The 23917-nt window shown below is 68.6% G+C and carries 24 protein-coding genes, 2 tRNA genes and 1 other RNA gene; 15 read left to right on the forward strand and 12 right to left on the reverse strand.

Annotated elements, in window-relative coordinates; genetic code table 11:
* Positions 1-70 precede the first annotated feature (70 nt).
* Positions 71-2044, forward strand: a complete 1974-nt coding sequence (locus NMB40_RS02150; protein ID WP_494359984.1) for a peptidyl-prolyl cis-trans isomerase — start codon at positions 71-73, stop codon at positions 2042-2044.
* Between the two features lie 70 nt (positions 2045-2114).
* On the opposite strand, the gene NMB40_RS02155 is transcribed toward NMB40_RS02150, so the two are convergent.
* Both NMB40_RS02155 and gloB read right to left on the reverse strand, forming a co-directional pair.
* Entirely contained in the window at positions 2115-3317 is a 1203-nt protein-coding gene (locus NMB40_RS02155; protein ID WP_494359985.1) for a lytic transglycosylase domain-containing protein, read from the reverse strand.
* Complete coding sequence (gene gloB / locus NMB40_RS02160) at positions 3314-4081, reverse strand: hydroxyacylglutathione hydrolase (protein WP_494359986.1); 768 nt, start codon at positions 4079-4081, stop codon at positions 3314-3316. The genes NMB40_RS02155 and gloB overlap by 4 nt, the downstream gene beginning before the upstream one ends.
* 11 nt (positions 4082-4092) lie before the next feature.
* Here gloB and NMB40_RS02165 point away from each other — a divergent pair, with 11 nt between their 5' ends.
* From NMB40_RS02165 to dnaQ, 3 genes are read left to right on the forward strand one after another with little or no spacing between them, the layout of a single operon-like run.
* The gene (locus tag NMB40_RS02165; RefSeq protein ID WP_494359987.1) at positions 4093-4737 is read left to right on the forward strand and encodes a hypothetical protein; all 645 of its coding nucleotides are present in this window, start codon (positions 4093-4095) and stop codon (positions 4735-4737) included.
* A gap of 12 nt (positions 4738-4749) precedes the next feature.
* A complete protein-coding gene (rnhA, locus tag NMB40_RS02170; protein ID WP_068849587.1) occupies positions 4750-5202 on the forward strand; it encodes a ribonuclease HI in 453 nt (150 codons plus the stop codon).
* Positions 5203-5206: 4 nt separating this feature from the next.
* Positions 5207-5932, forward strand: coding sequence for a DNA polymerase III subunit epsilon (dnaQ, locus tag NMB40_RS02175; protein WP_494359988.1), 726 nt, complete (start codon positions 5207-5209; stop codon positions 5930-5932).
* A 3-nt stretch (positions 5933-5935) separates the two neighbouring features.
* Here the strand turns inward: dnaQ and NMB40_RS02180 are convergent, their stop codons facing one another.
* Positions 5936-6640: a PP2C family protein-serine/threonine phosphatase gene (locus NMB40_RS02180; RefSeq protein ID WP_494359989.1), complete on the reverse strand. Its 705-nt coding sequence runs from the start codon at positions 6638-6640 to the stop codon at positions 5936-5938.
* Between the two features lie 170 nt (positions 6641-6810).
* Between NMB40_RS02180 and NMB40_RS02185 the strand changes: the two genes are divergently transcribed.
* Both NMB40_RS02185 and NMB40_RS02190 read left to right on the forward strand, forming a co-directional pair.
* Positions 6811-6901: transfer RNA gene (locus NMB40_RS02185), tRNA-Ser, on the forward strand.
* Positions 6902-7142: 241 nt separating this feature from the next.
* Complete coding sequence (locus tag NMB40_RS02190; protein ID WP_494359990.1) at positions 7143-7547, forward strand: DUF6165 family protein; 405 nt, start codon at positions 7143-7145, stop codon at positions 7545-7547.
* Here NMB40_RS02190 and NMB40_RS02195 read toward each other — a convergent pair.
* The gene (locus NMB40_RS02195; protein ID WP_494359991.1) at positions 7529-8581 is read right to left on the reverse strand and encodes a glycosyltransferase family 9 protein; all 1053 of its coding nucleotides are present in this window, start codon (positions 8579-8581) and stop codon (positions 7529-7531) included. The two genes, NMB40_RS02190 and NMB40_RS02195, sit on opposite strands and share 19 nt — an antisense overlap.
* A gap of 21 nt (positions 8582-8602) precedes the next feature.
* Between NMB40_RS02195 and NMB40_RS02200 the strand changes: the two genes are divergently transcribed.
* Positions 8603-9352: a 3-deoxy-D-manno-octulosonic acid kinase gene (locus tag NMB40_RS02200; protein WP_068849604.1), complete on the forward strand. Its 750-nt coding sequence runs from the start codon at positions 8603-8605 to the stop codon at positions 9350-9352.
* Positions 9352-10110 (forward strand): MBL fold metallo-hydrolase, encoded by a 759-nt coding sequence (locus NMB40_RS02205; protein ID WP_448142098.1) that lies wholly within the window; start codon positions 9352-9354, stop codon positions 10108-10110. The genes NMB40_RS02200 and NMB40_RS02205 overlap by 1 nt, the downstream gene beginning before the upstream one ends.
* A gap of 63 nt (positions 10111-10173) precedes the next feature.
* Here NMB40_RS02205 and ffs read toward each other — a convergent pair.
* Positions 10174-10270, reverse strand: an RNA gene (gene ffs, locus NMB40_RS02210) — signal recognition particle sRNA small type.
* A 278-nt stretch (positions 10271-10548) separates the two neighbouring features.
* Between ffs and NMB40_RS02215 the strand changes: the two genes are divergently transcribed.
* Positions 10549-10866: a DMT family transporter gene (locus tag NMB40_RS02215; RefSeq protein WP_214900485.1), complete on the forward strand. Its 318-nt coding sequence runs from the start codon at positions 10549-10551 to the stop codon at positions 10864-10866.
* 174 nt (positions 10867-11040) lie between these two features.
* Here the strand turns inward: NMB40_RS02215 and NMB40_RS02220 are convergent, their stop codons facing one another.
* Both NMB40_RS02220 and NMB40_RS02225 read right to left on the reverse strand, forming a co-directional pair.
* Positions 11041-11676: a cation efflux transmembrane domain-containing protein gene (locus tag NMB40_RS02220; protein WP_494359992.1), complete on the reverse strand. Its 636-nt coding sequence runs from the start codon at positions 11674-11676 to the stop codon at positions 11041-11043.
* A 131-nt stretch (positions 11677-11807) separates the two neighbouring features.
* Positions 11808-11900, reverse strand: a tRNA-Ser gene (locus NMB40_RS02225).
* Positions 11901-12035: 135 nt separating this feature from the next.
* Here NMB40_RS02225 and dnaX point away from each other — a divergent pair.
* The 4 genes from dnaX to NMB40_RS02245 are packed head-to-tail and all read left to right on the forward strand — an operon-like array spanning position 12036 to position 15276.
* Positions 12036-13955: a DNA polymerase III subunit gamma/tau gene (gene dnaX / locus NMB40_RS02230; protein WP_494359993.1), complete on the forward strand. Its 1920-nt coding sequence runs from the start codon at positions 12036-12038 to the stop codon at positions 13953-13955.
* A 6-nt stretch (positions 13956-13961) separates the two neighbouring features.
* Complete coding sequence (locus NMB40_RS02235; RefSeq protein ID WP_068849611.1) at positions 13962-14282, forward strand: YbaB/EbfC family nucleoid-associated protein; 321 nt, start codon at positions 13962-13964, stop codon at positions 14280-14282.
* A gap of 2 nt (positions 14283-14284) precedes the next feature.
* Entirely contained in the window at positions 14285-14881 is a 597-nt protein-coding gene (gene recR, locus NMB40_RS02240; protein ID WP_282247032.1) for a recombination mediator RecR, read from the forward strand.
* Between the two features lie 35 nt (positions 14882-14916).
* Positions 14917-15276, forward strand: coding sequence for a histidine triad nucleotide-binding protein (locus NMB40_RS02245; RefSeq protein WP_494359994.1), 360 nt, complete (start codon positions 14917-14919; stop codon positions 15274-15276).
* A 46-nt stretch (positions 15277-15322) separates the two neighbouring features.
* Here NMB40_RS02245 and NMB40_RS02250 read toward each other — a convergent pair whose 3' ends face one another.
* From NMB40_RS02250 to NMB40_RS02265, 4 genes are read right to left on the reverse strand one after another with little or no spacing between them, the layout of a single operon-like run.
* Positions 15323-15847, reverse strand: a complete 525-nt coding sequence (locus NMB40_RS02250) for a Slp family lipoprotein (protein WP_068849617.1) — start codon at positions 15845-15847, stop codon at positions 15323-15325.
* Positions 15844-17790 carry a transglutaminase TgpA family protein gene (locus NMB40_RS02255; RefSeq protein WP_494359995.1) on the reverse strand — a complete coding sequence of 649 codons (1947 nt, stop codon included), beginning with the start codon at positions 17788-17790 and terminating at the stop codon, positions 15844-15846. Before NMB40_RS02255 ends, NMB40_RS02250 begins: the two co-directional genes overlap by 4 nt.
* Positions 17783-18739: a DUF58 domain-containing protein gene (locus tag NMB40_RS02260; protein ID WP_494359996.1), complete on the reverse strand. Its 957-nt coding sequence runs from the start codon at positions 18737-18739 to the stop codon at positions 17783-17785. The genes NMB40_RS02255 and NMB40_RS02260 overlap by 8 nt, the downstream gene beginning before the upstream one ends.
* The gene (locus tag NMB40_RS02265) at positions 18740-19693 is read right to left on the reverse strand and encodes an AAA family ATPase (RefSeq protein ID WP_282247305.1); all 954 of its coding nucleotides are present in this window, start codon (positions 19691-19693) and stop codon (positions 18740-18742) included.
* Between the two features lie 40 nt (positions 19694-19733).
* Here NMB40_RS02265 and NMB40_RS02270 point away from each other — a divergent pair, with 40 nt between their 5' ends.
* Positions 19734-21575, forward strand: a complete 1842-nt coding sequence (locus tag NMB40_RS02270; protein ID WP_494359997.1) for an ArnT family glycosyltransferase — start codon at positions 19734-19736, stop codon at positions 21573-21575.
* Between the two features lie 33 nt (positions 21576-21608).
* Entirely contained in the window at positions 21609-23309 is a 1701-nt protein-coding gene (locus NMB40_RS02275) for a hypothetical protein (RefSeq protein WP_494359998.1), read from the forward strand.
* Positions 23310-23313: 4 nt separating this feature from the next.
* Here NMB40_RS02275 and NMB40_RS02280 read toward each other — a convergent pair whose 3' ends face one another.
* Complete coding sequence (locus NMB40_RS02280) at positions 23314-23886, reverse strand: Maf family protein (protein ID WP_494359999.1); 573 nt, start codon at positions 23884-23886, stop codon at positions 23314-23316.
* Positions 23887-23917 lie beyond the last annotated feature (31 nt).

Raw genomic sequence — 23917 nt, forward strand, 5'->3', positions numbered from 1 at the left:
CCTCCCTGTTGGGGAGTGGCCCGAAGCGGGGTACACTGCCGGATTCGCCAATCGGGCCTTGATTTCTCCCATGCTGCAGAAACTTCGCGACAAGACCTCGGGCTGGATCGTTACCGTGATCCTGGGGCTGCTGATGATTCCGTTCCTGTTCGTGATCGACTCCAGCTACCTGGGTGGTGTCGGTGCGCAGAACGTGGCCAAGGTGGCAGCGCCGCCGACCTGGTGGCGCTCGGCGCCGTCGTGGTGGCCGATGTCCTTCCTGTGGCAGCACCATGAAATCAGTGCGGAAGAATTCCGTACCCGTTTCGAGCAGGCGCGCCAGCAGGCCCGCCAGCAGCAGGGTGAGAACTTCGACCCGCGCGAATTCGAAAGCGCCGAGAACAAGCGCGCCGTGCTCGACCAGATGATCGATGAGCAGGTCGTGCGCCTGGCCGGCGAACAGTCCGGCATCGTCATCGGCGACGCCGCCGTGCGCGAAACCATCGCCTCCATCCCGGCGTTCATCGGCGCCGATGGCAAGTTCAACCAGGACCAGTACCGCCTGGCGCTGGGCACCGGCAACCCGCCGCGTACCCCGGCACAGTTCGAAACGCTGGTGCGCGAGAGCCTGCAGCAGTCGATCATTCCGCAGGCGCTGCAGGAATCGGGCTTCGTCACCAGCGTCGAGGCCGAGCGGCTGATGAAGCTGCTGGGCGAAACGCGTGACGTGGAAATCGCCGCGCTGCCGGAACTGCCGGCCGACACCGCCGAAGTCACCGACGCACAGATCAAGCAGTGGTACGACAGCCACCCGAAGGATTTCCGCCAGCCGGAAACCGTGTCGCTGGAGTTCGTGGAAATCAACGCGGCTACCCTGCCGCCGGCTGCCGCCGCCGATGAAGCCACGCTGCGCAAGCGCTACGCCGACGAGAAGGCACGCTTCTCCACGCCCGAAGCGCGTCTTGCGTCGCACATCCTGATCGCCGCCGATGGCAGCGATCCGGCCAAGCTCAAGGCCGCCGAAGAGAAGGCCGCCGCGCTGGCCGCACAGGCCAAGGCGCCGGGGGCGGATTTCGCCGCGCTGGCCAAGGCCAATTCGGACGACACCGGCTCCAAGGGCACCGGTGGTGACCTGGGCTGGGTGGAACGCGACTCCATGGTCAAGCCGTTCGAAGACGCGCTGTTTGGCATGAAGGCAGGCGAAGTGAGCGCACCGGTCAAGACCGAGTTCGGTTACCACGTGCTGCAGCTGCGCGAGGTCCGTGGTGGCCAGCAGCGTCCGTTCGAGGAGGTCCGCGACCAGATCGCCGCCGAACAGCTCAAGGCCGACAACGAAGGCGCGTTCTCCGAACTGAGCGGCCGCCTGGTCGACCAGGTCTACAAGAACCCGACCTCGCTGCAGGGCGCGGCCGATGCGCTGAACCTGAAGGTGCAGACCATTGGCCCGTTCACCCGTGACACCGCCAGCGGCATTGCCGCCAACCCGGCGGTGCTGCGTGCGGCGTTCTCCGATGTGCTGGTGCAGGACGGCACCGTGAGCGATCCGATTTCGATCACGCCCGACCACAGCGTGATGATCCGCGTGACCGACCACAGCCCGGAGCAGGCGCTGCCGCTGGACAAGGCCCGCGACGGCGTGATCGCCGCGATCCGCGCCGACCGCAACCGCCAGGTCTCGGCCAAGGCCGCTGACGCGTTGCTGGCCAAGCTCAACGCCGGGCAGACCCTGCAGGCGCTGGCCGCCGAAGAAAAGCTGCAGCTCAGCCCGCTGCCGGGCCTGCCGCGCACCCAGCCGGTGCCGACCCCGGAAATCAACCGCGCGGTGTTCGCCGCCCCGGCCCCGGCCGAAGGCAAGCCGAGCTACGGCAAGGTCGCCGTGCAGGATCGCTACGTGGTGTTCGCGGTCAACAAGGTGACCCCGCCGAACCTCGCCGACGTCCCGGCCGAGCAGAAGCAGCAGTTCAAGGACCAGCTGGACCAGGTCGACGGCATGGCCTCGGCCAAGGCCTTCATCCAGGCCATGCGCAAGCACTACAAGGTGCAGGTCGAAGAAGCGAACCTCTAAGGGTTCGCTGAGCGCATACGAAAAAGGCCCGGCAATGCCGGGCCTTTTTTTGTTCCTCGACCCAACCGGCTCAATCCTCGACGCGCAACACCGCACCGGGCTTGAGCACGCTGCTGCCGCTCAGGTTGTTCAACGACAGCAGCGCCTTCAGCGGCATCCCGTAGCGCTTGGCGATCGTCCAGGCCGACTCGCCGTTGCGCACGGTGTGGCGGCGCGCCTTCGGGCGGTCCGCGCTGGCCACGCTGCGGCTGGACACCTGGGTCTCCGTACGCGGGCTGACCGTGTCCGTGACGGGGGCATCGGCCTTGGCCAGCATCACCGAAGGATCCACCGGCGCGTGGGTGGCCGGGGCCAGCACGGTCACCTGGCCGCTGGGGCGGCCCTTGCCGCTGGCCAGGGCCGGATTGAGCCGGGCGATGCGCGCAGGGTCCAGCGAGCGCTGTGCGGCCCACTGCTGCACGCTGGTGCCGGCCGGCAGGGTGTGGCCCTTGAGCACGGGCACGGTGCGGTCCAGCGACGCCATCACGGTCGGGGTGGTTTCAGCGTCTTCCAGCACGCAGGCCAGCGCGTGCAGCTTCTCCACGTACGCATAGGTCACCGGCGACAGCCCCGGCAGTTCGGCCGGGCGCGCGTTCTGCGCGTTCATGCCGGCCTTGCGCAGCGACTGCAGCACCCGGTACTCGCCGGCGTTGTAGGCCATGGTGGCCAGGCGCCAGTCGCCGCCGAACATCCCATGCAGGGTCTTGAGGTAGCGCACCGCGGCCTGGGTGGAATCGGCCGCCGACAGCCGGCCGTCGTAGCCGCTGGTCATCTGCACGCGGTGGTTCTTGGCGGTGGAGGCGATGAACTGCCACAGCCCGGCCGGGCCGGCGCCATTGCGCGCGTTGGGCCGGTAGCCGCTTTCCACGAACGGGATCAGCGCGAATTCGGTGGGCAGGTTGGCCGCGCGCAGCTCTTCGACCACATAGCCGAACAGCACCAGCGCATCGTCATCCTGGTTGGCCAGGCGCGAGGGCGCGTGGGCGAACTGCTTCTGCCAGCGCGGGCTGGTGGCCTCGACATCGCAGGTCGGTTCGGCCAGGCCATCGCGGAAGCTGGCGAAGATGTCCTGGCCATTTCGGACCGAAGCGGGGGGCAGGGCAGCGCCGTCCAGCGGCAACTGCGACAAGCCGGCCACGTTCTGCGACATCCCCGCACTCAACGACTGGGCGCCCGCGGTGCCGGCGATGGCGATCGCCAGGCCTGCCGCGAGCGGCAACCATCGCCGACTCATGTTCGGAATCCGTCTTTCCAGCCCCGCAGACCTGCCAGGACATCGACTTCATCGGTGACGGGACGACCGAGGTGCTGGCTGACGGCAGCGCGGACAGCGGGTGTATCGGTTCGCAGGAACGGGTTGCATTCCAGCTCGCTTGCCAACGTAACGGGCAGCGTGGGGCGTTCATCGCGGCGCATGGCCAGTGCCTCCTCTTGGCGTCGCGCGAGCGCGGCGTTGGCGGGGTCGACATGCCGCGCGAAGACGGCATTTGACACGGTGTACTCATGGCCGCAGCACAACAACAGGTGCGGCGGCAGGGACGCCAGCTTGTGCAGGGAAGCCAGAAGCTGGGGTGGCGTACCTTCGAACATCCGGCCACAGCCCAGGCTGAACAGCGCATCGCCACTGAAAAAATGTTCAGCGCTGTGAAATGCGACATGCGACCGGGTGTGTCCGGGCACGGATACTACGTCCATCTCCAGCCCCAGTGCCTGAATGCGTTCACCTTCGCCCACCCGGCGGGTGGCGCCGGGAATGCGCGGATCGTCCGGGGCGATCACCTCCAGCCCCGGAAACCGGGCCTGCAGCTCCGCCACGCCGCCGATGTGGTCGTCGTGGTGGTGGGTGAGCAGGACCGTGTGCGGGCGCCAGTTCTGCTGCGCTGCGGCGGCCAGCACGGGGGCGGCCTGGCCGGGGTCGACCACGATCGCGCGGCCGTCGTCGGCGACCAGCGCCCAGATGTAGTTGTCCGCGAATGCGGGTAGGGCAGTCAGTCGCATAGAATTGGACCATGCCCGCCGCGCCGAGCCCCCGTCAAGCTTCCGTCGCATCCTGGTTTGATACTGAACCGGCGCAGGCGCTGCGTGAGCTCGAGCGCAAGGCCCTGGAACCGGTGCTGGCCTCGTACCCGCTGAACCCCTGGTTGTGGATCGCGCCGACCCCGGCGTGGCTGGAGGATGCCGCGTTGCCGGGGCAGGGCGTGCGCCTGCACCGCAGCGCCGGCGGCTACACCGGCGACGTCACCTGCGCGCTGCCGCTGCCGTTCCAGAGCGAGAGCCTCAACGCCATCGTGCTGCAGCACGTCACCGCCCGCGACGCCGAACAGCTGATCGGCGAATGCGCGCGGGTGCTGATGCCTGGCGGGCGGCTGTGGCTGTCAACGCTCAATCCGTTCAGCCCGTACCGCAGCCAGTGGCGCCGCCACGGGCTGGTGGTGCGCACGCCGCAGCGGCTGCGCCACACCCTGGAGCGGGCTGGGCTGGCCTGCGACGAGCTGGCCTGGCTGGGCCCGATGTGGCGCGACCGCGCGCCCGAGCGCGGCAGCATCGCCGCCCTGCGCGCGGCCTGCCTGTTCACCGCCGAAAAACGCACCCTGGCCCTGCCAGGACCTACGCCACTGCCGGTACGCCGTTGGCACGGCACCGTGGCGACCTGATCTGGAGTTGTATTGAAAACCATTGAAATCCACACCGACGGCTCCTGCCTTGGCAACCCCGGTCCCGGCGGCTGGGCCGCGTTGATGCGCTACAAGGGCCACGAGCGCGAGCTGAGCGGCGGCGAAGCGCACACCACCAACAACCGGATGGAGCTGATGGCGGCCATCTCCGGCCTGGAAGCGCTGACCGAACCGTGCGAGATCGTGCTGTTCACCGATTCGCAGTACGTGCGCCAGGGCCTGACCCAGTGGCTGCCGGGCTGGATCCGCAAGAACTGGAAGACCGCCGGCGGCGACCCGGTCAAGAACCGCGACCTGTGGGAGCGGCTGCATGCCGCCACCCAGAAGCACAGCATCGACTGGCGTTGGGTGAAGGGCCATTCCGGCGATCCGGACAACGAGCGGGTGGATACGCTGGCGCGCGACGCCGCGATCCGGATCCGTGCCGCCGGCCCGGTACACTAAGCCCATGCGTCAGATCATCCTCGATACCGAAACCACCGGCCTGGAATGGCGCAAGGGCAACCGCATCGTCGAAATCGGCTGCGTGGAGCTGCTGGAGCGCCGCCCGAGCGGCAACAACTTCCACCAGTACCTCAAGCCGGACTGCGAGTTCGAACAGGGTGCGCAGGAAGTCACCGGGCTGACCCTGGAGTTCCTCGCCGACAAGCCGGTGTTCGCGCAGGTGGCCGAAGAATTCCTGGCCTACATCGACGGCGCCGAGCTGATCATCCACAACGCCGCGTTCGATCTGGGCTTCCTGGATTACGAGCTGTCGTTGCTGGGCGACCAGTACGGCAGGATCACCGACCGCTGTACGGTGATCGATACGCTGAAGATGGCGCGCGAGCGCTATCCGGGCCAGCGCAACTCGCTGGATGCGCTGTGCAAGCGGCTGGGCGTGGACAACGCGCACCGACAGCTGCACGGCGGCCTGCTGGATGCGCAGATCCTGGGCGATGTGTACATCGCGCTTACCTCCGGCCAGGAGGAAATCGGCTTCGGTTCGGCCGATGACGCCCGCCCGGGAACCGCGCACGCGCAGGCCTTCGATACCAGCCGCCTGCTGCCGCGCCCGCGCGTGATGGCAACGGCCTCGGAACGGGAGGCGCACGAAGCGCGCCTGGCCAAGCTGCGCAAGAAGGCCGGCCATGCCATCTGGGATGGCCCGAAGGTGGAAGAGGCCGTCGCGTAAGCTTTAGTGGCAACGCACCAGGATGACGGTGATGTTGTCCGAACCACCGCCATCCAGCGCCGCGGCGACCAGCGTATCCACGCATTCCTGCGCGCTGGCGTCGTCGTAGGCCAGGGTGCGGGCGATGCCGGTGTCTTCCACTTCCTCGGTCAGCCCGTCGCTGCACAGCAGCAGCTGCATGCCGGGGCGCAGCTCGCCGGCGGTGGTCGCCACGTTCAGGTGGGCCGGGTCGGTCACCCCCAGCGCCTGGGTCACCACGTTGCGGTGCGGGTGGGCGCGCGCTTCCTCCGCGGTCAGGTTGCCCTGCGCCACCATTTCCTGCACCACGCTGTGGTCCTGGCTCAGCTGCGACAGCTTGCCGTCGCGCCACAGGTAGGCGCGGCTGTCGCCGACCCAGGCCACTTCATAGCGGTTGCCCTGGACCCGGGCGGCCACCACCGTGGTGCCCATCGGCAGGCTGTCGTTGCGGCGGCGCGAGGTACGGATGATTTCCTCATCGGCCACCCGGATCGCATGCGCCAGCGTGGCGCCCTGGCGGATCTCGCGCACGATGGTCTCGCGCGCCAGCGCGCTGGCCACCTCGCCACAGGCGTGCCCGCCCATGCCATCGGCCACCAGCCACAGTGCCAGCTCCCCGTCCCCGTAGTAGGTGTCCTCGTTGAGGTCACGGCGCAGGCCAGGGTGGGTCAGGTGTCCGAATTCGATCATGGAGGTGCGCAGGCCAGGAGTGTATTGCTGAGGGATAACGGCATGATCGCGGCCCTGCGGACATCCGGCAAGGCATCGATACAGAAGAAATTCATCGGAAGCGCGGGAATGGCTTGCCGTCGGCGGCTCCTGACCGTATTATTCGCTCCCCGGTTCGCCGGGGACCATCTGGAGAGGTGGCAGAGCGGTTGAATGTACCTGACTCGAAATCAGGCAGGCGTTTATAGCGCCTCGGGGGTTCGAATCCCCCCCTCTCCGCCAGACACGCGAAAAAGGCCACCCATTGGGTGGCCTTTTTTGCGTCTCTGACGTTCGAGGGGGGGATTGCAACGGCGCGTTGCGCCGTTGCCCCCGCATTGCTTCCTCTCCCCGCCCCTGTCGGGGCAGCCCCTCAACAGAGGGGCTTCTTCCTCCGTTGGAGTATGTGAACGGTGATGGGCGCGAACGCTTCGCTCGCGTTGCGTTCGTTAAACTGGGGCTATTCGAAACGGAACATCTCCCTATGACCGCTGAAATTTCTGTCCCCGTGTCCTTTGGTGAGCTGCTCGACAAGATCTCGATCCTGCAGATCAAGTCCGAGCGGATCAGTGATCCGGGCAAGCTGGCCAACATCCGGGCTGAGCTTAGTGCGCTGGAGAAGACCTGGATGGGGCACGCGGCTGGGAGCCGGGACATCGCTGAGCTGCGTGCCGAGCTCAAGGACATCAATGAGCAGCTCTGGGATATCGAGGACAACATCCGCCTGAAGGACCAGGCCGCTGAGTTTGATGGGGCGTTCGTCGCCCTGGCGCGCAGCGTCTACCAGAAGAACGACCAGCGCGCGCGGATCAAGAAGGACATCAACCTGGCGCTGGGCTCGGTCTACGTCGAAGAGAAGTCCTACAAGGATTACAGCGGGCGCGGCTGATCGGCCACGTAGCGTTCGAAGGCGGCAATGCCGTCTTCGACCGTGATCAGCTGCATCACGTCGTCGAACTCAACCTTGGTGCCCCACTTGAGTTCGCTGGCCGGCTTGCCCAGGAACTTCCTCGCCGCGTCGTCATAGCGGTCCACGCAGTAGCGCCGGTCGGAATAGGGGCCGCTGCGGTGCGGGTTGCTGGCCGCGTGCAGGCCCAGCACCTTGGTGCCCATCGCGTTGGCGATGTGCATCGGGCCCGAATCCGGGGTCATCACCAGCGCCGCGCGGGCCAGCAGGGGCGGCAGCTGCTTGAGGGTGTCCTTGCCCACCAGGTCCAGTGCCGGGGTGTCCAGCTGGGCCTGGATGGCGTCGGCCATGCCGCGCTCCAGCGCGCTGCGGCCGCCGCACAGCACCACCCGCCAGCCGCGCGCGACCGCGTGGTTGGCCACGGCGGCGTAGCGGTCGGCATACCAGTTGCGGCGCACGTGGCTGGAACAGGGGGAGATCATCAGCACCGGCCGGCCATCGTCCTGCCACTGCGCCTGCGCCCATTCCACCGCCGCCGGCGGGATCGCCAGGTCCCAGCTGACCTCGGTCTGGCGGATGCCCAGCGGTTCGCAGAAGCTGCCGATCGCATCCAGCACGTGGATGCCGGGACGGTCGGGGATGCGTTCGTTGATGAAAAGACCGTGCAGGTCCTTGGAGCGTGCCTTGTCGTAGCCGATCCGGCGCGCGGCCGGGACGAACGCCGACAGCACATTGGCGCGGAAGGCCACCTGCATCTGCAGCAGCGCCTCGAAGCGGCCCGGCGGCAGCGACGCGCGCAGGGCACGCATGCCGGCCAGGCCGGTCTTCTTGTCGTAGGCATGGAACACCACGCCCGGCAGGCCGTCCAGCAGCTTGTGCCCGGCCTTGTCGATGATCCAGTGCAGTTCGGTCCCCGGCCGCGCCTGCTGCAGGGTGCGCACCAGCGGCACCACGTGGGTGACATCGCCCAGCGCGGACAAACGCAAAAGACACAAGGAAGAGGACGCTGATGCCATGGTGTTGTTAGACTCGAAGGAATGGTCGCATTCGACGCCACTGAAGCGCTGACGCCCTGCCGCGATGGACGCGGCATGGGTGCCATTCTGTTCGACCGCGAACGGCTGCGGCAAGCCGAGATGAGCCTGTTCTCCCCGGGGCACTGGGGCGACCGGGCGCGCCCGGTCGGCGATGGTGGCCGTGGCGGGGCCTGGTTCGTCGATGCGCCGTTCGGCCACTGCGTGCTGCGCCAGTACCTGCGCGGCGGCATGGCGGCCAAGCTCAGCCACGACCAGTACCTGTGGCGGGGCGCCAACCGCACCCGCAGCTTCGCCGAGTTCCGCCTGATGCGCGCCCTGCGCGCGTTGAAGCTGCCGGTGCCGCGCCCGATCGCCGCGTTCTACATGCGCGAAGGCATGCGCTACCGCGCCGCGATCCTGATGGAGCGCCTGGAAGGCGTGCGTTCGCTGGCCGACCGCGCGCTGGTGGCGGGGCGGGGGGCGCCCTGGGAAGAGACCGGCCGGCTGATCGCGCGCTTCCACCGCGCTGGACTGGACCATGCCGATCTCAACGCCCACAACATCCTGTTCGATGCCAACGGCCACGGCTGGTTGATCGATTTCGACCGCGGCGTGCAGCGCATCCCGGCCACGGCCTGGCGCGAACGCAACCTCAAGCGCCTGCACCGGTCGCTGGTGAAGCTGCGCGGCGAGCGCAGCCACGACGAGGTCGAGAAGGACTTCGCGCGCCTGCGTCGGGCCTACGACCTGGCCTGGAACCGGGGCTACTGATGGACTGGGCACTGCGCTTCATGGGGGTCGGCAATGCGTCGGCCGTGCAGCTGGGTTCGCCGATGGCGGTGATCGAGCGCGGCGGCCAGCCGTGGCTGACCATCGACTGCGGCGGCGAGGGGCTCACCGCTTACCTGGCCCAGTACGGGCGCATGCCCGAAGCCCTGTTCGTCACCCATGTGCACCTGGACCACGTGGCCGGCTTCGAGCGGCTGTTCGTGGATGCCTACTTCTCGCCTCAGCGGCGCGGCCGCATCCGGCTGTACGTGCCGGCCACCGTGGTGCCGTTGCTGCACCGGCGCGTGGCCGACTACCCCAATGTGCTGGCCGAAGGTGGCGCCAACTTCTGGGATGCCTTCCAGCTGATCGTGGTGGGCGAGGCGTTCTGGCATGACGGCGTGCGCCTGGAAGTGTTCCCGGTCCGCCATCACTGGCCGGAAACCGCCTACGGCCTGCGCCTGCAGGGCGCGTTGGTCTGGAGCGGCGACACCCGCCCGATTCCGGAAATGCTGGCGCGCTACGCGGCCGACAACGAACTGATCGCGCACGACTGCGGCCTGCACGGCAACCCGTCGCACACCGGCGTGGACGATCTCGAACGCGAGTACAGCGCCGAACTGCAGGCGCGGATGATGCTCTACCACTACGCAAGCGACGCCGACGGCGAAGCGCTGCGCCAGCGCGGGCACCAGGTGGCAGTGCCGGGAGAGCGCGTAATGCTGTCCACCCCAACGGCGCCAATGGCAACCCCGCCGTAGAGCCACGCCCTGCGTGGCTGCCCGGCATGGCCGACGCCTTTCGGCAGGCCCAAACGGGTGACGGCCCCGCCGGCTGACCTCGGCGCCCGCGTCGATCGATACCGTTGCTGCCTTCCGGCCCTGGCGGGATTTTCGACCTAGCGTCGCGAGGGGCCGACGGGGCCGCCATAGAGACGAGTGCAGGCAGGACAAGGTCCCGCAGTGCAGCCACGCATTCTATCCCAACCGCTGCCAGCAACGCCAGCCACCCGACGCCCGCCCACGCGTAGCGACACGCCACGCGTGTCCCACGGATAGCTGAATCCCGTGTAGCCCCAAACATCCAACTCACGCCACCCCGACCCCCAGCGGCTAGAATGCCTGCACATCTGGAGGAACGGCCTCCCCCGCATCGGGCATCAACGACCAGGACGGCCTGGCCCCATCAAAGGAGGCCTCATGGCCTGGATCTATCTACTGGCAGCCGGTGTACTGGAAATCGTCTGGGCGTTTGCGATGAAGCAGTCCGACGGTTTCAGCAAGCTCACCCCGTCCATCATCACCATCGCCGGCATGATCGCCAGCTTCTGGCTGCTCGCCCTGGCAATGCGCACGTTGCCGCTGGGCACCGCCTATACGATCTGGACCGGCATCGGCGCGGTCGGCGCGTTCGTGATTGGCATCGTGTTCCTCGGCGAGCACGTCAGCGCGATGCGGATTGCCGCGGCGGTGCTGATCGTCAGCGGGCTGGTGCTGATGAAGGTGTCGAGCGCGTAACGGCAAACGCGGGCTTCGTTCGGTGGTCATGCCCTACCGGGTGTTGACCACCGTCGGCGGTCGATAGGGATGCGACCCTACCCATCACGTCGCCACGAGCAAGCGGAACGCCACTTGGTAGGGTTGGTTCCCAAACAACCGCCGATCCTGCTGATCAGCACTTGGACGCATGACCTACGCCGAAGAGCTGCTTGCCTGACCCCGCATCTCCCGCCAAGCCAAACGCAGCACCCGCAGCGCTGAGCGCAGGAACATCACCAGCAGTGCCGCTGCGATCAGCAGATCCGGCCAGCCGGCGCCGAATGCCCACACGGCAGCGGCGGCCAGCAGCACGGCCACACCCTCGAAAATGTCGTTGCGCGAGCATTCCCACGCCGAGGCCATGTTGACGTCGCCGTTGCGGAACGGATTCAGCAGCCACAGGCATACGCCGTTGGCGGCGAGGTTGAGTGCGCCGGCGATGCCCATGCCTTCAAACAGCGGTACGGCCGGGTGGGTGAGACGCCAGCCGATCTGCACGGCTACGGCGATCGCCGCGCCAAGAATCAGCAGCCCTTTCAGCAACGCCACACGCGCCTTGGCGCGCATCGATGCGCCGACCACGGCCAGACTGATCGCATAGGTCAGTGCATCGCCGAGGTTGTCCAGGCTGCCGGAGAGCAGGGAGGAGGAATGGCTCCACCAGGCGGCGGCCGCCATCATCACGAAGGTGGCGAGGTTGATCGCCAGCACGATGCGCAGCACGCGGCGCTGCTTCGCCTGTAGGGCGGCGACGTCGACGATTTTTCCGCAGCCGCAGCAGTCGGACATGGGGGAGGGCGGGTTGGGAGGTAGGGCTATTGTAGGGACACGCCATGCGTGTCTGCGCGGCGCTGAACGGAGGTCAGCCACGGGGCAAACGCAAAAAGGCCGCCCCTGGGGGCGGCCTTTTTGCGTTTGTCTGGCGGAGAGAGGGGGATTCGAACCCCCGAAGCGCGGTTTAGACGCTTACACACTTTCCAGGCGTGCTCCTTCAACCGCTCGGACACCTCTCCGGACCTGCTGCGATAACCCGCTGCAGGGGCGCAGATTCTAGCCGGGGAATGCGATTGGCACAAGCACCACGATCACCCGGCTGGGGGGCTGGACAGGCGTGGCACAATGGACGTCCCGATGAAGACGGTGGCCTGATGTCCTATCTCGTCCTTGCCCGCAAGTGGCGTCCCAAGCGTTTTGCCGAGCTGGTAGGCCAGGAACACGTGGTCCGTGCGCTCAGCAACGCGCTGGACAGCGGCCGGGTGCACCACGCATTCCTGTTTACCGGCACCCGAGGGGTCGGCAAGACCACCATCGCGCGCATTTTCGCCAAGTCGCTGAATTGCGAGCAGGGCACCAGCGCCGATCCCTGTGGCCAGTGCCCGGCCTGCCTGGATATCGATTCCGGGCGCTATATCGACCTGCTGGAAATCGATGCCGCGTCCAATACCGGCGTGGACGATGTCCGTGAGGTGATCGAGAACGCCCAGTACATGCCCTCGCGCGGCAAGTACAAGGTCTACCTGATCGACGAAGTGCACATGCTGTCCAAGGCGGCGTTCAATGCGCTGCTGAAGACGCTGGAAGAGCCGCCGGAACACGTGAAGTTCCTGCTGGCCACCACCGACCCGCAGAAGCTGCCGGTCACGGTGCTGTCGCGCTGCCTGCAGTTCAACCTGAAGCGGCTGGACGAGGACCAGATCCAGGGCCAGATGACCCGGATCCTGGCCGCCGAGGAGATCGAATCCGACCCGACCGCGATCGTGCAGCTGGCCAAGGCCGCCGATGGCAGCCTGCGTGACGGCCTGTCGCTGCTCGACCAGGCCATCGCCTATGCCGGTGGCGCGCTGCGCGAAGACGTGGTGCGCACCATGCTGGGCACCGTGGACCGCACCCAGGTGGCGGCCATGCTCGAGGCCCTGGCCGACGGCGATGGCGTGCGCCTGCTGCAGGTGGTGGCCGCGTTGGCCGAATTCTCGCCCGACTGGAGCGGCGTGCTCGAAGCGCTGGCCGAAGCCCTGCACCGCATCCAGGTGCAGCAGCTGGTGCCCGGCGCCCAGGCCGACGGCGAAGGCATCGATGCCGCCGCCTTCGCCCAGCGCCTGCGCCCGGAAGTGGTGCAGCTCTGGTACCAGATGGCGCTGAGTGGCCGCCGCGACCTGCACCTGGCGCCCAGCCCGCGCGCCGGTTTTGAAATGGCCGTACTGCGCATGCTGGCGTTCCGCCCGGCCGCCGCGGTACCGCCGGTGCCGCGTGACCCGGGCACCGGTACCGACGTGGGCAGCGGTTCGCGCGGGGCCGAGCAGGGGGGGATGGCCGCCGCGCCGGCCGCCGCAGCCGCGCCCGTAGCGGCTGCGCCCGTTGCCGTCGTCGCAGCGCCTGTGGTCGCTTCGGCGCCGGTGGCCCCGGCGGCGCCCGTGGTTGCCCCCGCTGCGCCGAAGCCGACACCTGCCCCGGTGGCCGAACCCGCCGCCGACGACGATCTGCCGCCGTGGCACCAGGCTGGCAGCGACGACCGTGACGAAGCCCTGGCCGTGGAACTGGCCAGCCCCGACGCGGCCATGGCCGCACCGTGGGAAGCGCCGCCGGAACGCCCGCCCGTCCAGGCGGTGGCGCCCGCGCCGCGCCCGCAGGGCATCGCCATCACCCCGTCGCCTGCGGCCGGCAGTGCCGGCCCGGTCGCGCTGGCGTCCGCCGAAACCTGGCTGGAACTGGTCGCCCAGAGCCAGCTGAATGGTCCGTCGCGGCAGCTGGCCGCGCACGCGGCCTTCATCGGCTTCCAGCACGGTGTCTTGAAACTGGCCGTATCGCCCGGATTTGAGTACCTGTGTTCGGACCGTTCGCTGGCGGCCCTGACCGAGGCCCTGTCGGGCCCGCTCGGGATGACCCCGAAGATCGTGATCGAACATGGCAACGCCGAGGCCGAAACGCTGCACCAGCGTTCCGACCGCCAGCGTGGCGAGCGACAGCAGGCGGCCGAAACCGCCTTCATGGCCGACCCGTCGGTGCAGCTGCTGATCCAGCAGCATGGCGCCCGGGTCGTGACCGATTCCATCCGTCCTTTTGATGAGTAACACGACATGCGCGGCAACATCGCCCAACTGATGCAGCAGGCCCAGAAGATGCAGGAAAACCTGCAGAAGGCCCAGGAAGAACTCGCCAAGCTGGAAGTCACCGGCACCGCCGGCGGCGGCATGGTCAGCGTGACCCTGACCGGCGCCAAGGAGTGCCGCAAGGTGCGCATCGATCCGTCGATCCTGTCCGATGCGGAAATGACCGAAGACCTGGTCGCGGCCGCCTTCAACGACGCCTCCAACAAGATCGATGCCGAATCCAAGAACCGCATGGGCTCGGCCACGGCCGGCATGCAGCTGCCGCCTGGCATGAAGCTGCCGTTCTAAGCGTGAGCCTGCCCCTGCTCGAACAGCTGATCGAAGCCTTCCGGGTGCTGCCCGGGGTAGGTCAGAAGACCGCCCAGCGCATGGCGTACCACGTGCTGGAGCGCGAGCGCGAGGGCGGTAAAAAGCTGGCCGAGGTACTGGCCAAGGCGATCGAGCGCATCGGCCATTGCGCGCAGTGCCGCGATTTCAGCGAAACCGACATCTGCGCGGTCTGCGCCAATGGCAGCCGCGAACGCCAGCAGCTGTGTGCGGTGGAATCGCCGGCCGACCGGCTGGCGATTGAAACCGCCACCGGGTTCCGCGGCGTGTACTTCGTGCTGCAGGGGCGGTTGTCGCCGCTGGACGGCATCGGCCCGCGCGAACTCGGCCTGGACCAGCTGGAAGCACGGCTGGGGCAGGGCGAGGTGCAGGAACTGATCATCGCCACCAGCGCCACCGTCGAAGGCGAGGCCACCGCGCATTACCTGGCGCAGCTGGCGCGTGCGCACAAGGTGCGGCCCAGCCGCCTGGCGCAGGGCCTGCCGCTGGGCGGCGAGCTGGAATACGTGGATCGCGGCACGCTGTCGCACGCGTTCGGCACCCGTACCGAAGCAACCTGACAGCCGGCATTGCCGGCAACCCTCAAGGTGACCCCATGTCTGAAGACACCCTGTTCGGCAAGATCATCCGCCGCGAAATTCCGGCCACCATCGTCTACGAAGATGACGATGTGCTGGCGTTCAAGGACATCGCACCGCAGGCGCCGGTGCACGTGCTGTTCATTCCCAAGAACGAAGCCATTCCCACGCTGGACGACGTGCAGCCTTCGCAGGCCCACCTGATCGGCAAGCTGGCGCTGGCGGCGGCAGAGTACGCACGCCGCGAGGGCTTCGCGCAGGAGGGCTACCGCATCGTCATGAACTGCCGCGAGCATGCCGGGCAGACGGTGTTCCACATCCACCTGCACCTGCTGGCGGGAGCGCCGCTGGGGCATTTCGGTACCCCTGGGCACTGAGCCAATAAAAAACCGCCCCGAAGGGCGGTTTTTTTTGGCGTGACCGTTACCACCAGCCCCAGCCGCGGTAGCCCCAGCCGGGACCCCAACCCGGGCCCCACGGGCCATACGGGTAGACCGGCACCACATCCACCTGGCGCTGTTCCGGCCACAGGTAGATCACGTCGGCCTCCAGCTTCGGCAGGCGGTACTCGTAATCGCCGATGCGGGTGTTTTCGTAGCCGGCGATCTTGCCGATGAAGGTCACGTCGCGGCCTTCCTCGAACACGGCCGGATCGTAGAAGCCGGCACGGCAGGCCACGAAGCGGCCGTCGCTGGCGTCATTGGAGCTGGTGTTCGGGCGGCCGCTGCCATTGAGCGGGCGCGACAGCAGCTGGAAGCAGGTCTGGCCCTGGCCCGGCGTGGTTTCGATGATGCGGCCGCCCCAGCGGACCGGCGTGCCCACCTGCTGGGTGGCAACGGAATCGCGTGGGCTGACCACGCTGAACTGCCCCTGCAGCGGTTTGGGGGCCGTGGCACAGGCGGCCAGCGCCAGCGACGCGGCAAGGGGAAGCAGGATCTTGACGTTCATGAGGTTGCTCCGGTGGACGGGCGATGCCTGTGCAGGTCACGCACGAGTGAAGGGTCGAGCTCAGCGCCAGCGTAGCGCGCCTGAACGAAACGCTGGCTGAGCGGAATCAACGCCGGGTCGGGGCGTTGCCGGTGGACGCGCTGCGCCCAGTCCGTGGCGGTTTCCGCAGGTTCCCGGGCCAGGCCATGCCGCGCGTAACGCCGCCCCAGCCGGTGCCACGCCCGCAGCAGGGGATCGCGCTCGCGCTCCCCGCGGGCCAGCAGCCATGCCATCCAGCCTAGCGCGGCGCCTGCGAAGGCGATGAAAATGGCCACCAGCTGTGAAGGCTCCAACGCGTCGATGCCGAACGGGCGCAGCAGTTCGCGCTGGCGGTTGGCATCGAATGACAACACCAGGTCGTTCCAGCCCTGGCGCAGGAAATCGCCCACCTGGCCCAGCTGCAGCCAGCGGCTCTCCAGGGTGCTGCCGGCGCCATCGCCAAGGCGGTCTTCGAGCGTGTCGTAGATGCGCTCGGGTGCCACCGCCGCGGTCGGGTCCACCCGCACCCAGCCGCGCTGCGGCAGCCACACCTCGGCCCATGCATGCGCATCCATCCGCCGCACCACGTAGTAGTCGCCATAGGGATTGCGCTGGCCGCCGGCGAAGCCGGTCACCACCCGGGCCGGGATACCGGCACTGCGCATCAGCACCACGAAGGACGAACTGAAGTGCTGGCAGAAGCCGGCCTGCTGGTCGAACAGGAATTCATCAACGCTGTGCCGCCCGGGAGCCGGGGTGGACAGGGTGTAGGCAAAGCGCGAACGGATCCATTCCAGTGCGCGGTCCACGATCGCCGCGTCGTTGCTGCCTGCGTCCTGCCGCCATTGCCGGCCCAGCGCCAGCGTGCGCGGATTGAGATCGGGCGGCAACTGCAGCGTGGCCCTGCGCTGGAAATCGTCCAGTGGCCCGGTGTAACTCCCCGCCGGTGCCGACTGCAGGTGCCAGCGGGTCAATGCCGACAGAGGATGCACGCTATGCAGGCTGTGGTTGCCATCCAGCGTGGTGCCGGGGGGCGCCTGCAGCGGCAGGTCCAGCGCCACCAGCTGGCGGCGGTCGGTGGGTTCGTAGTCGATCTGGTAATCCCAGCGTGGCGTGGCGCGGGTGACCGTGGCCGGCGAGCGCTGGTCGGCATACGGGTCCTGGTCCCAGCGCCGGCCATCAAAACGGGTCATCACCGGGCCGCGCCAGTAGCGCTGTTCAGGCGCGGGGATCGCGCCGAAGAAGCTCACCCGCAACGCGGTGGAGTCATCGGCCATCAGGTCCAGCCATTCGGCCGGCTCCATGTGGTCGGACAAGCCGGGCTTGCCTACTGCCCGCTCGGGCAGGCCCCAGAGCGGCTCGCTCAGCCGCGGGAACAGCCAGAACGCGGCCAGCGCCAGCGGCAGGCCCAGCGCCACCAGTTGGCCCACGTCGCGTAGCTGGCTGCCCAGGGGGGCGTTGGGTGCCTGGCCCTCGGCGCGGGCCAGTCGCTGCAGGGTCAATACCGTGGCCAGTGCCGCCAGCACCGCAAGGCTCATCGTCACAGGGCCCTGGTCGAGCAGGAACGCCGAGAACGGAGCGAACAGCGCAAAGCCCAGCAGGCTGCGCGCATCGCGCAGGCTGCGAAGTTCGCTGGATTTCAGCGCCAGCATCGCCGCCAGAAGCGCGCAGCCGGTATCGCGGCCCGGGCGGGCACCCATCTGCCAGTAGATCGCGGCCAGCATGCCCAGCACCAGCAGCACGCGGACCGGACCGGGCAGCACGCGGTGCCCGGATACCAGGGCGGTGAGCACCGCCGCCAGTGCGAACACGCCGGCCAGCAGCGGGGGAAGCTGCAGCAGCAGCGGCACCAGGGCCAGCGCGGCGCTGGCCAGGGTCCAGCGACGGGCGGCAGGGGAAAGCAGGGCGGCGGAGAGATCAGCCATGCGGCATCAGCGCCAGGGCGCGTTGGCAGAGGTGGTGGTGGCTGCTGCCCTGGCCGGGGCCCAGCACCGGTTGGCCGGGGAGCTGCAGGGTGTAACGGCGACCTTCGCGCTCGGCCAGGTCGACCCAGCGGGCCAGCCGCGAGATCTTCACTTCGAGCGGCAGCGACCCCATCTGCCGCCAGTCGAGCAGGACGTCCACGCCCAACGGCTTCTCGTACTCACGTACCAGCAGCGTGTCGCGGCGTGCGGAGTGTTTCCAGGAAATGCTTCGCTGCGGGTCGCCCGGCCGATACGGCCGCAGCTGGTGCAGCTCATCGCCGCTGGCATGCACGCGGGTGTGCAGCGGGTCGCCATCGCCTTCGGGCAGCGGCGGGGGCTGCTGCTCCGGCGTGGCGTAGACCAGCAACGGCGTGTCGGGCCACACCCACGACCATGCCCGCACCAGCCCCAGTGGCTGGGTGGTGGAAATGCGGATGCGGTCCACGTCCAGCCAGCCGCGACGCGTGGTGGGCAGCGCCAGGTCCACTTCGATCTGGTCGGTATCCACCAGGTGTCCGTGTCCCTGGCTGGCGCCCAGCGCCAGCACCAGGCCGCGACGCACGCGCGTATCGGCGCGCGAGAGGTTGATGCGCAGGCGCAGCGTAGCGCCGGCCACCACCGGTTCGGCCGATACCGCATCGATCTGCAGGCCGGACAACTGCAGGTGCGCGCTGAGCGTGCTGGCAATGGCCACCGTGGCCAGCAGAAGCGCCAGCAGCAGCGCCGGGTTGTTGTTGTAGTTGAGCGCCCCCAGCAGCATCGCGACCAGCAACAGCGCTACAAACAGGCCGAAGCGGGTCGGCAGCACGTAGATGCGGCGGCGGTCCAGCCGGCGCGGCAGGCTCTCCGGCTGCCGGGGCCGGGCCATCAATACCAGCCTGCGCCAGCGGTCTCCCCAGCCGCTGCGCATTCAGTCCACCGGAACGGTCTGGAGGATGGCGCGGGCCAGCGCCGGTCCGGTGCTGGCTTCGGCCTCAGGCACCAGGCGATGCCCGGCCACCGCAATGAACAGCGTCTGCACGTCTTCGGGCACCGCATGGCTGCGGCCCAGCAGCAGCGCATGTGCCTTCGCCGCGCGCAGCAGCGCCAGCCCCGCGCGCGGCGACAGGCCCACCCGCACGCCGGTGTGCTGGCGGCTGCGCGCCAGCAGCGCCTGCACGTACTGGATCAGTGCTTCGCTGGCATGCACCTGGCTGACCGCCTCGCGCAGGGCGCGCACCTGGTTGTCGTCCAGGCAGGCGGTGGCCTGTGCGATCAGGTGGCGGCGGTCGGTGCCGCGCAGCAGCTCGCGTTCGGATTCGGGATTGGGATAGCCCAGCGCAAGCCGCAGCAGGAAGCGGTCCAGCTGCGAATCGGGCAGCGGGAACGTGCCCGAGAGGTCCACCGGGTTCTGGGTGGCGATCACGAAGAACGGATCGGGCAGCGGATGGGTCACGCCGTCGAGCGTGACCTGCTGCTCGGCCATCGCTTCGAGCAGCGCGCTCTGCGTGCGTGGCGGCGCGCGGTTGATTTCATCGGCCAGCAGCACATGCGTGAAGACCGGGCCCGGGTGGAACTGGAACTGGCGGCTGGTGGCCTCGTAAACCGAGACGCCGAGCACATCGGCCGGCAGCAGGTCCGAGGTGAACTGCACGCGCTGGAAGCCCAATCCCAGGCTGGAGGCCAGCGCGTGGGCCAACGTGGTCTTGCCCAGGCCGGGAAGATCCTCGATCAGCAGGTGCCCGCCGGAGAGCAGCGCGACGAACGCCAGGCGGACTTCATGGGCCTTGCCCAGCACCAGCCCATTGACCTGGTCCTGCGCGTTGCGCAGGGACTGTCGCAGTTCTTCGGGTAGCATGGCGGGCACGCGGGGCGAAGTATCCATGTTCGTCTCGTGTCGATGATTCCTTCGATTCTATAGAGCAATGCAGGGCGAACAACGCGCACGCACAATATTTTTGGTGTTGTGGACGCTCATCACGGCCGTCAAGCTCGTGGTGGCCGCGCGTCTGCCCCTGTTCGTGGACGAAGCGTTCTATTGGCAGGAAGGCCAGCACCTGGCCGCCGCCTATTCCGATCTACCTGGCCTGACCGCCTGGCTCGCACGTTTGGGCGTGGAGCTGGGGGGCAACCATGTACTGGCGCTGCGCCTGCCGTTCCTGGCGATCGGGGCGATGTTGCCGTGGCTGGTTTCACGCATCGCCACCCGCTGGTTTGGCGCGGTGGCCGGCTGGCAGGCCGGCAGCCTGACCCTGTTGATGCCCCTGTCGGCCACGCTGGGCATGCTGGCCGTGCCCGATGTGCCGATGGCGCTGGCGGCGGTGTTGTGCCTGGATGCCGGCGCGCGCCTGCTGCGCAACGTCGATGCGGCGGCGGCGGTGAAGCTGTCGCTGGGGCTGGTGATCGGCGCGCTGAGCCATTACCGCTTCATCGGCGTGATCGTGGTCGGTTTCATTGCCCTGCTGCTGTTGCCGCAGGGGCGGCGCACGCTGCGTGATCCGCGCGTGTGGGTGGCGCTGGCGGTAGGTGTGATGGCCTGGCTGCCACTGCTGGCGTGGAATGCCGACAACCAGGATGCCGGCCTGAAGTTCCAGGTGGTTGAACGCCACCCGTGGGCATTCCAGTGGAGCGGCCTGTGGTTCCTGGTGATCCAGCCGATGCTGGTCACGCCGATCCTGTGCATCGCGATGTGGAAGGTGGCGCTGGCCGGCACCCGTTCCGGCGGTGGCGCGCGGGCGCAGTGGCGCTACTTCGGCCTGGTGGGTGCGGTGTCCACGCTGGCGATCTTCGCGCTGGGTTTCTTCACCGACGTGGAACGCATCAGCTTCCATTGGCCGCTGCCTGGCTACCTGGCGCTGTTGGTGGCGGTGCCGGTGGTGCTCAACGGCTGGCCACGCTGGCTGCGCCGCACCGGCTGGTGGCTGGCCGGGGCAGGGCTGGCGCTGGCGTTCTCGTATTACCTGGTGGCCTCCAGTCCTGGCCTTCGCGAGCAGCTGGCCGGCGACAAGTACTACCCGCGCAACTTCGCCGGCTGGGCGCCGTTGGCCGATGAGGTGCGCAGGGAACTGGCGGGCATGCCGCCGGGCACGCGCGTGCTGGCCGGCAACTTCAAGGTCGGCGCCGAACTCGGCTTCCAGCTGCGCGATCCGCGCATTGAAGTGCTGCGCCACCCGCTCAACGACAAGCACGGCCGCACCGCGCAGCTGGGCCTGTGGGGCCTGCTGCACGATGGCCAGCGCGATGCGCCGATGCTGCTGGTGCTCTCGCCCAGTGACCAGCGTTACCGCGACCTGCTGGATCGCTACCACGACATCTGCGCGCAGGTGGGCCCGTTGCCGCCGCCGCGCGTGGTAAGCCAGGACCATGGCTACCAGCGCTTCCTGCTGTTCAAGCTGCCCGCGCAGCGCATCGATGGCCCCTGCGTGACCCCGGCCATGGCCTGGATGGATGCGCCCCTGCAGGATGAGAAGGTGGCCGAGCGCATGGAAGTGCGCGGGTGGGCGTTCAAGGACGGCGTAGGGCTGTCGCGCGTGGAGCTGTTGATCGATGGCCAGCCGGTGGGCGATGCGGTGTACGGCCGCGCGTATGACATCACCGCCGCGTGGAAGATCTCCACCGATCCCCAGCACCCGCGCGTGGCCTTCGATGCCACGCTCGACACCCGCCAGCTCGCGCCGGGGAAGCACTGGCTGGGCATGACGCTGTATGGCAACGACGGCAGCGTGGAGCAGTGGCAGGAACAATCCTTCATCGTCCCCGCGCGCTGATCGCGCCGGCATTTTTCACGGAAGAAAAGATCCATGCGCGACGCGTTGCCTGCTGCTGCCTTTCCCGCCGTCGCCGTACCTGCCAACACTGAACCGCGCGTTCTCTCACGGTTGACCGCCCTGCTGTGGTGCAGCGCGCTCGCGGTCACCGCCGTGGGCCTGGCGGCCATGGCATGGCTGGCGCCGCGCGTTTTGTATGCCGACCCGTGGCGCTTCACCCAGAGCCTGCTGGAGCTGCCGTGGCCACGCAACGTGCTCGCCTCGGACAATGGCCACCGCGAGATCCTGCCCAACCTGGTGCGCTACGCCGAACTGGTCTGGCTGCAGGGCAACCAGTGGCTGCAGATCCTCACCGGCATGCTGTTGGCGGTGCTGTCACTGGCAGGCCTGGCCTGCATCCTGCGTCGCGATGCGGCGGTGCCGGTGGTGCGTGCCGCGGGCGTGCTGACCGCGGCGTTGTCGCTGTTCTGGGTGGGCAGCCAGCGCGTGCTTACCCACGCCAATGAAACCGTGCATGCCTACCTGATCACCGCGCTGTTGATCGCCGGTGTTGCGGCGCTGCTGCGGGGTGGTTGGCGGGGTGCCGCAATGGCGGCGCTGTGCGGGATCGCCGCCACGTTCTCGTTCGGCAGTGGCGTGGCGGTGTTCGTCGGCTTTGCCGCGGTGCTGGTCGTGCGTCGTGCGCCGTGGCAGCACTGGGGGGTGCTGGCCGCCGGCGCCGCGTTGGCCGTGGGCGTGCACCTGGGCATGGGCAACACCGGCATGCGCAGCGACATCGTACTTGCGCCGCTGCGCCAGCTGGACCTGCTGCTGCGTTGGCTGGCCTCGCCCTTCATCTACGCGGCGTGGCCGCTGCTGGACCCGGCCATTGCGCAGCAGCTGCCGGTCGCGCCGCTGCGCGCCGCTGTCGGCGGCGTAGCCGGTGGATATCAATCGGTGTTCGGCCCGGTGATGGGCGCGCGCTGGCCGCACCTGCTGCTGGGGCTGGCCGGGGTGGCAACCCTGCTGGCGATGAGCTGGCGCAGCTGGCAGCGCGGCCGTACCGCCAGTGCCGGTGAAACGGTGGCGTTGGCCCTGGCGTGGTTCGGGCTGGCCGTGGGCGGGTTGATCGCGCTGGGCCGCATGGGCTACTTCGTCGACTATCCCGACCAGCTTTCCGCGCCGCGCTACGTGCTCTGGTCGTGGCTGTTCTGGTGCGGGCTGGTGCTGTGGGCGGTGGTCCGCATCGGGCCGCGCCGCCCCCGCCGCACCGCCGGCCTGGCCCTGCTGCTGACCCTCGCGCTGCTGCCCAGTACCGTCTGGATGGGCATGCTGGGGCTGGGCATGCAGCGGGTGGCGGCCGCCACCGCTACCGCCGTGGCGGCCGGGGTGGTGGATCCGGCGCAGGTCCATGGCGAAACCGTGTTGAGTGAACTGCAGTCCGCGCTGCCGGTGGTGCGGGCGCAGCGCATCTCGATGTTCGCCTGGCCCGAAACCCGCTACCTGCAGGGCGAGCGGGCCGGCCTGGCCGGCACGGGCGTACCCATTCGCGGTGCCGCGTTGGCCCCGGTCGAAAATGCGCTGGGCGGCCCGGCCTGGCGGATCGACTTCGATGCCGACAGCAGCGCCAAGCGGCTGGTCCTGCAGTGTGGTGAGCGCCCGGTGGGGCTGGCCCTGCAGGTAGGCGGCCGTTGGACGGGCTGGGCCACTGGCCCGCTGGAAACGGCCTGCCTGGGCGCCCTGCAGCTGCGCTGAGGGCTCAGGGCAGGGTGTAGCCGGCTTTGCGCAGCAGCCCGCTGAGGACGATCAGCGGCAGGCCGATCAGGGCAGTCGGGTCGCGGTTGTCGATCGCCTCGAACAGCGTGATGCCCAATCCCTCGCACTTGAAGCTGCCGGCGCAGTCCAGCGGCTGCTCGGCCGCCACGTAGCGGGCAATCTCGTCCGCGCCCAGTGCCCGGAACCGTACCTCGGTCAGGTCGCAGGCCTCCAGCACCCGGTCGTCGCGGACCAGGCAGATCGCGGTGTGGAAGGCCACCGTCTGCCCGGACATTGCCGCCAGCTGCGCGTGCGCCCCTGGCACATCGCCGGGCTTGCCCAGCGGGGCCCCGTTCAGGTCCGCGACCTGGTCCGAACCGATCACCCAGCGCCCCGGGTGGCGGGCCGCCACCTCGGCCGCCTTGGCCCGCGCCAGCCGGATCGCCAGCGCACGTGGCGCCTCGCCCGGGGCAGGGGCCTCGTCCACGTCCGGCCGCGCCGTCTCCAGCGGCAGGCCCAGCCGTTCCAGCAGTTCACGGCGGTAGCGGGAGGTGGAGGCCAGCAGCAGGGGAAGCATGCGACAATACCGGGGTGACTGGGGGTGGGCC

It is taken from the genome of Stenotrophomonas sp. FBCC-B152 (assembly GCF_059134105.1).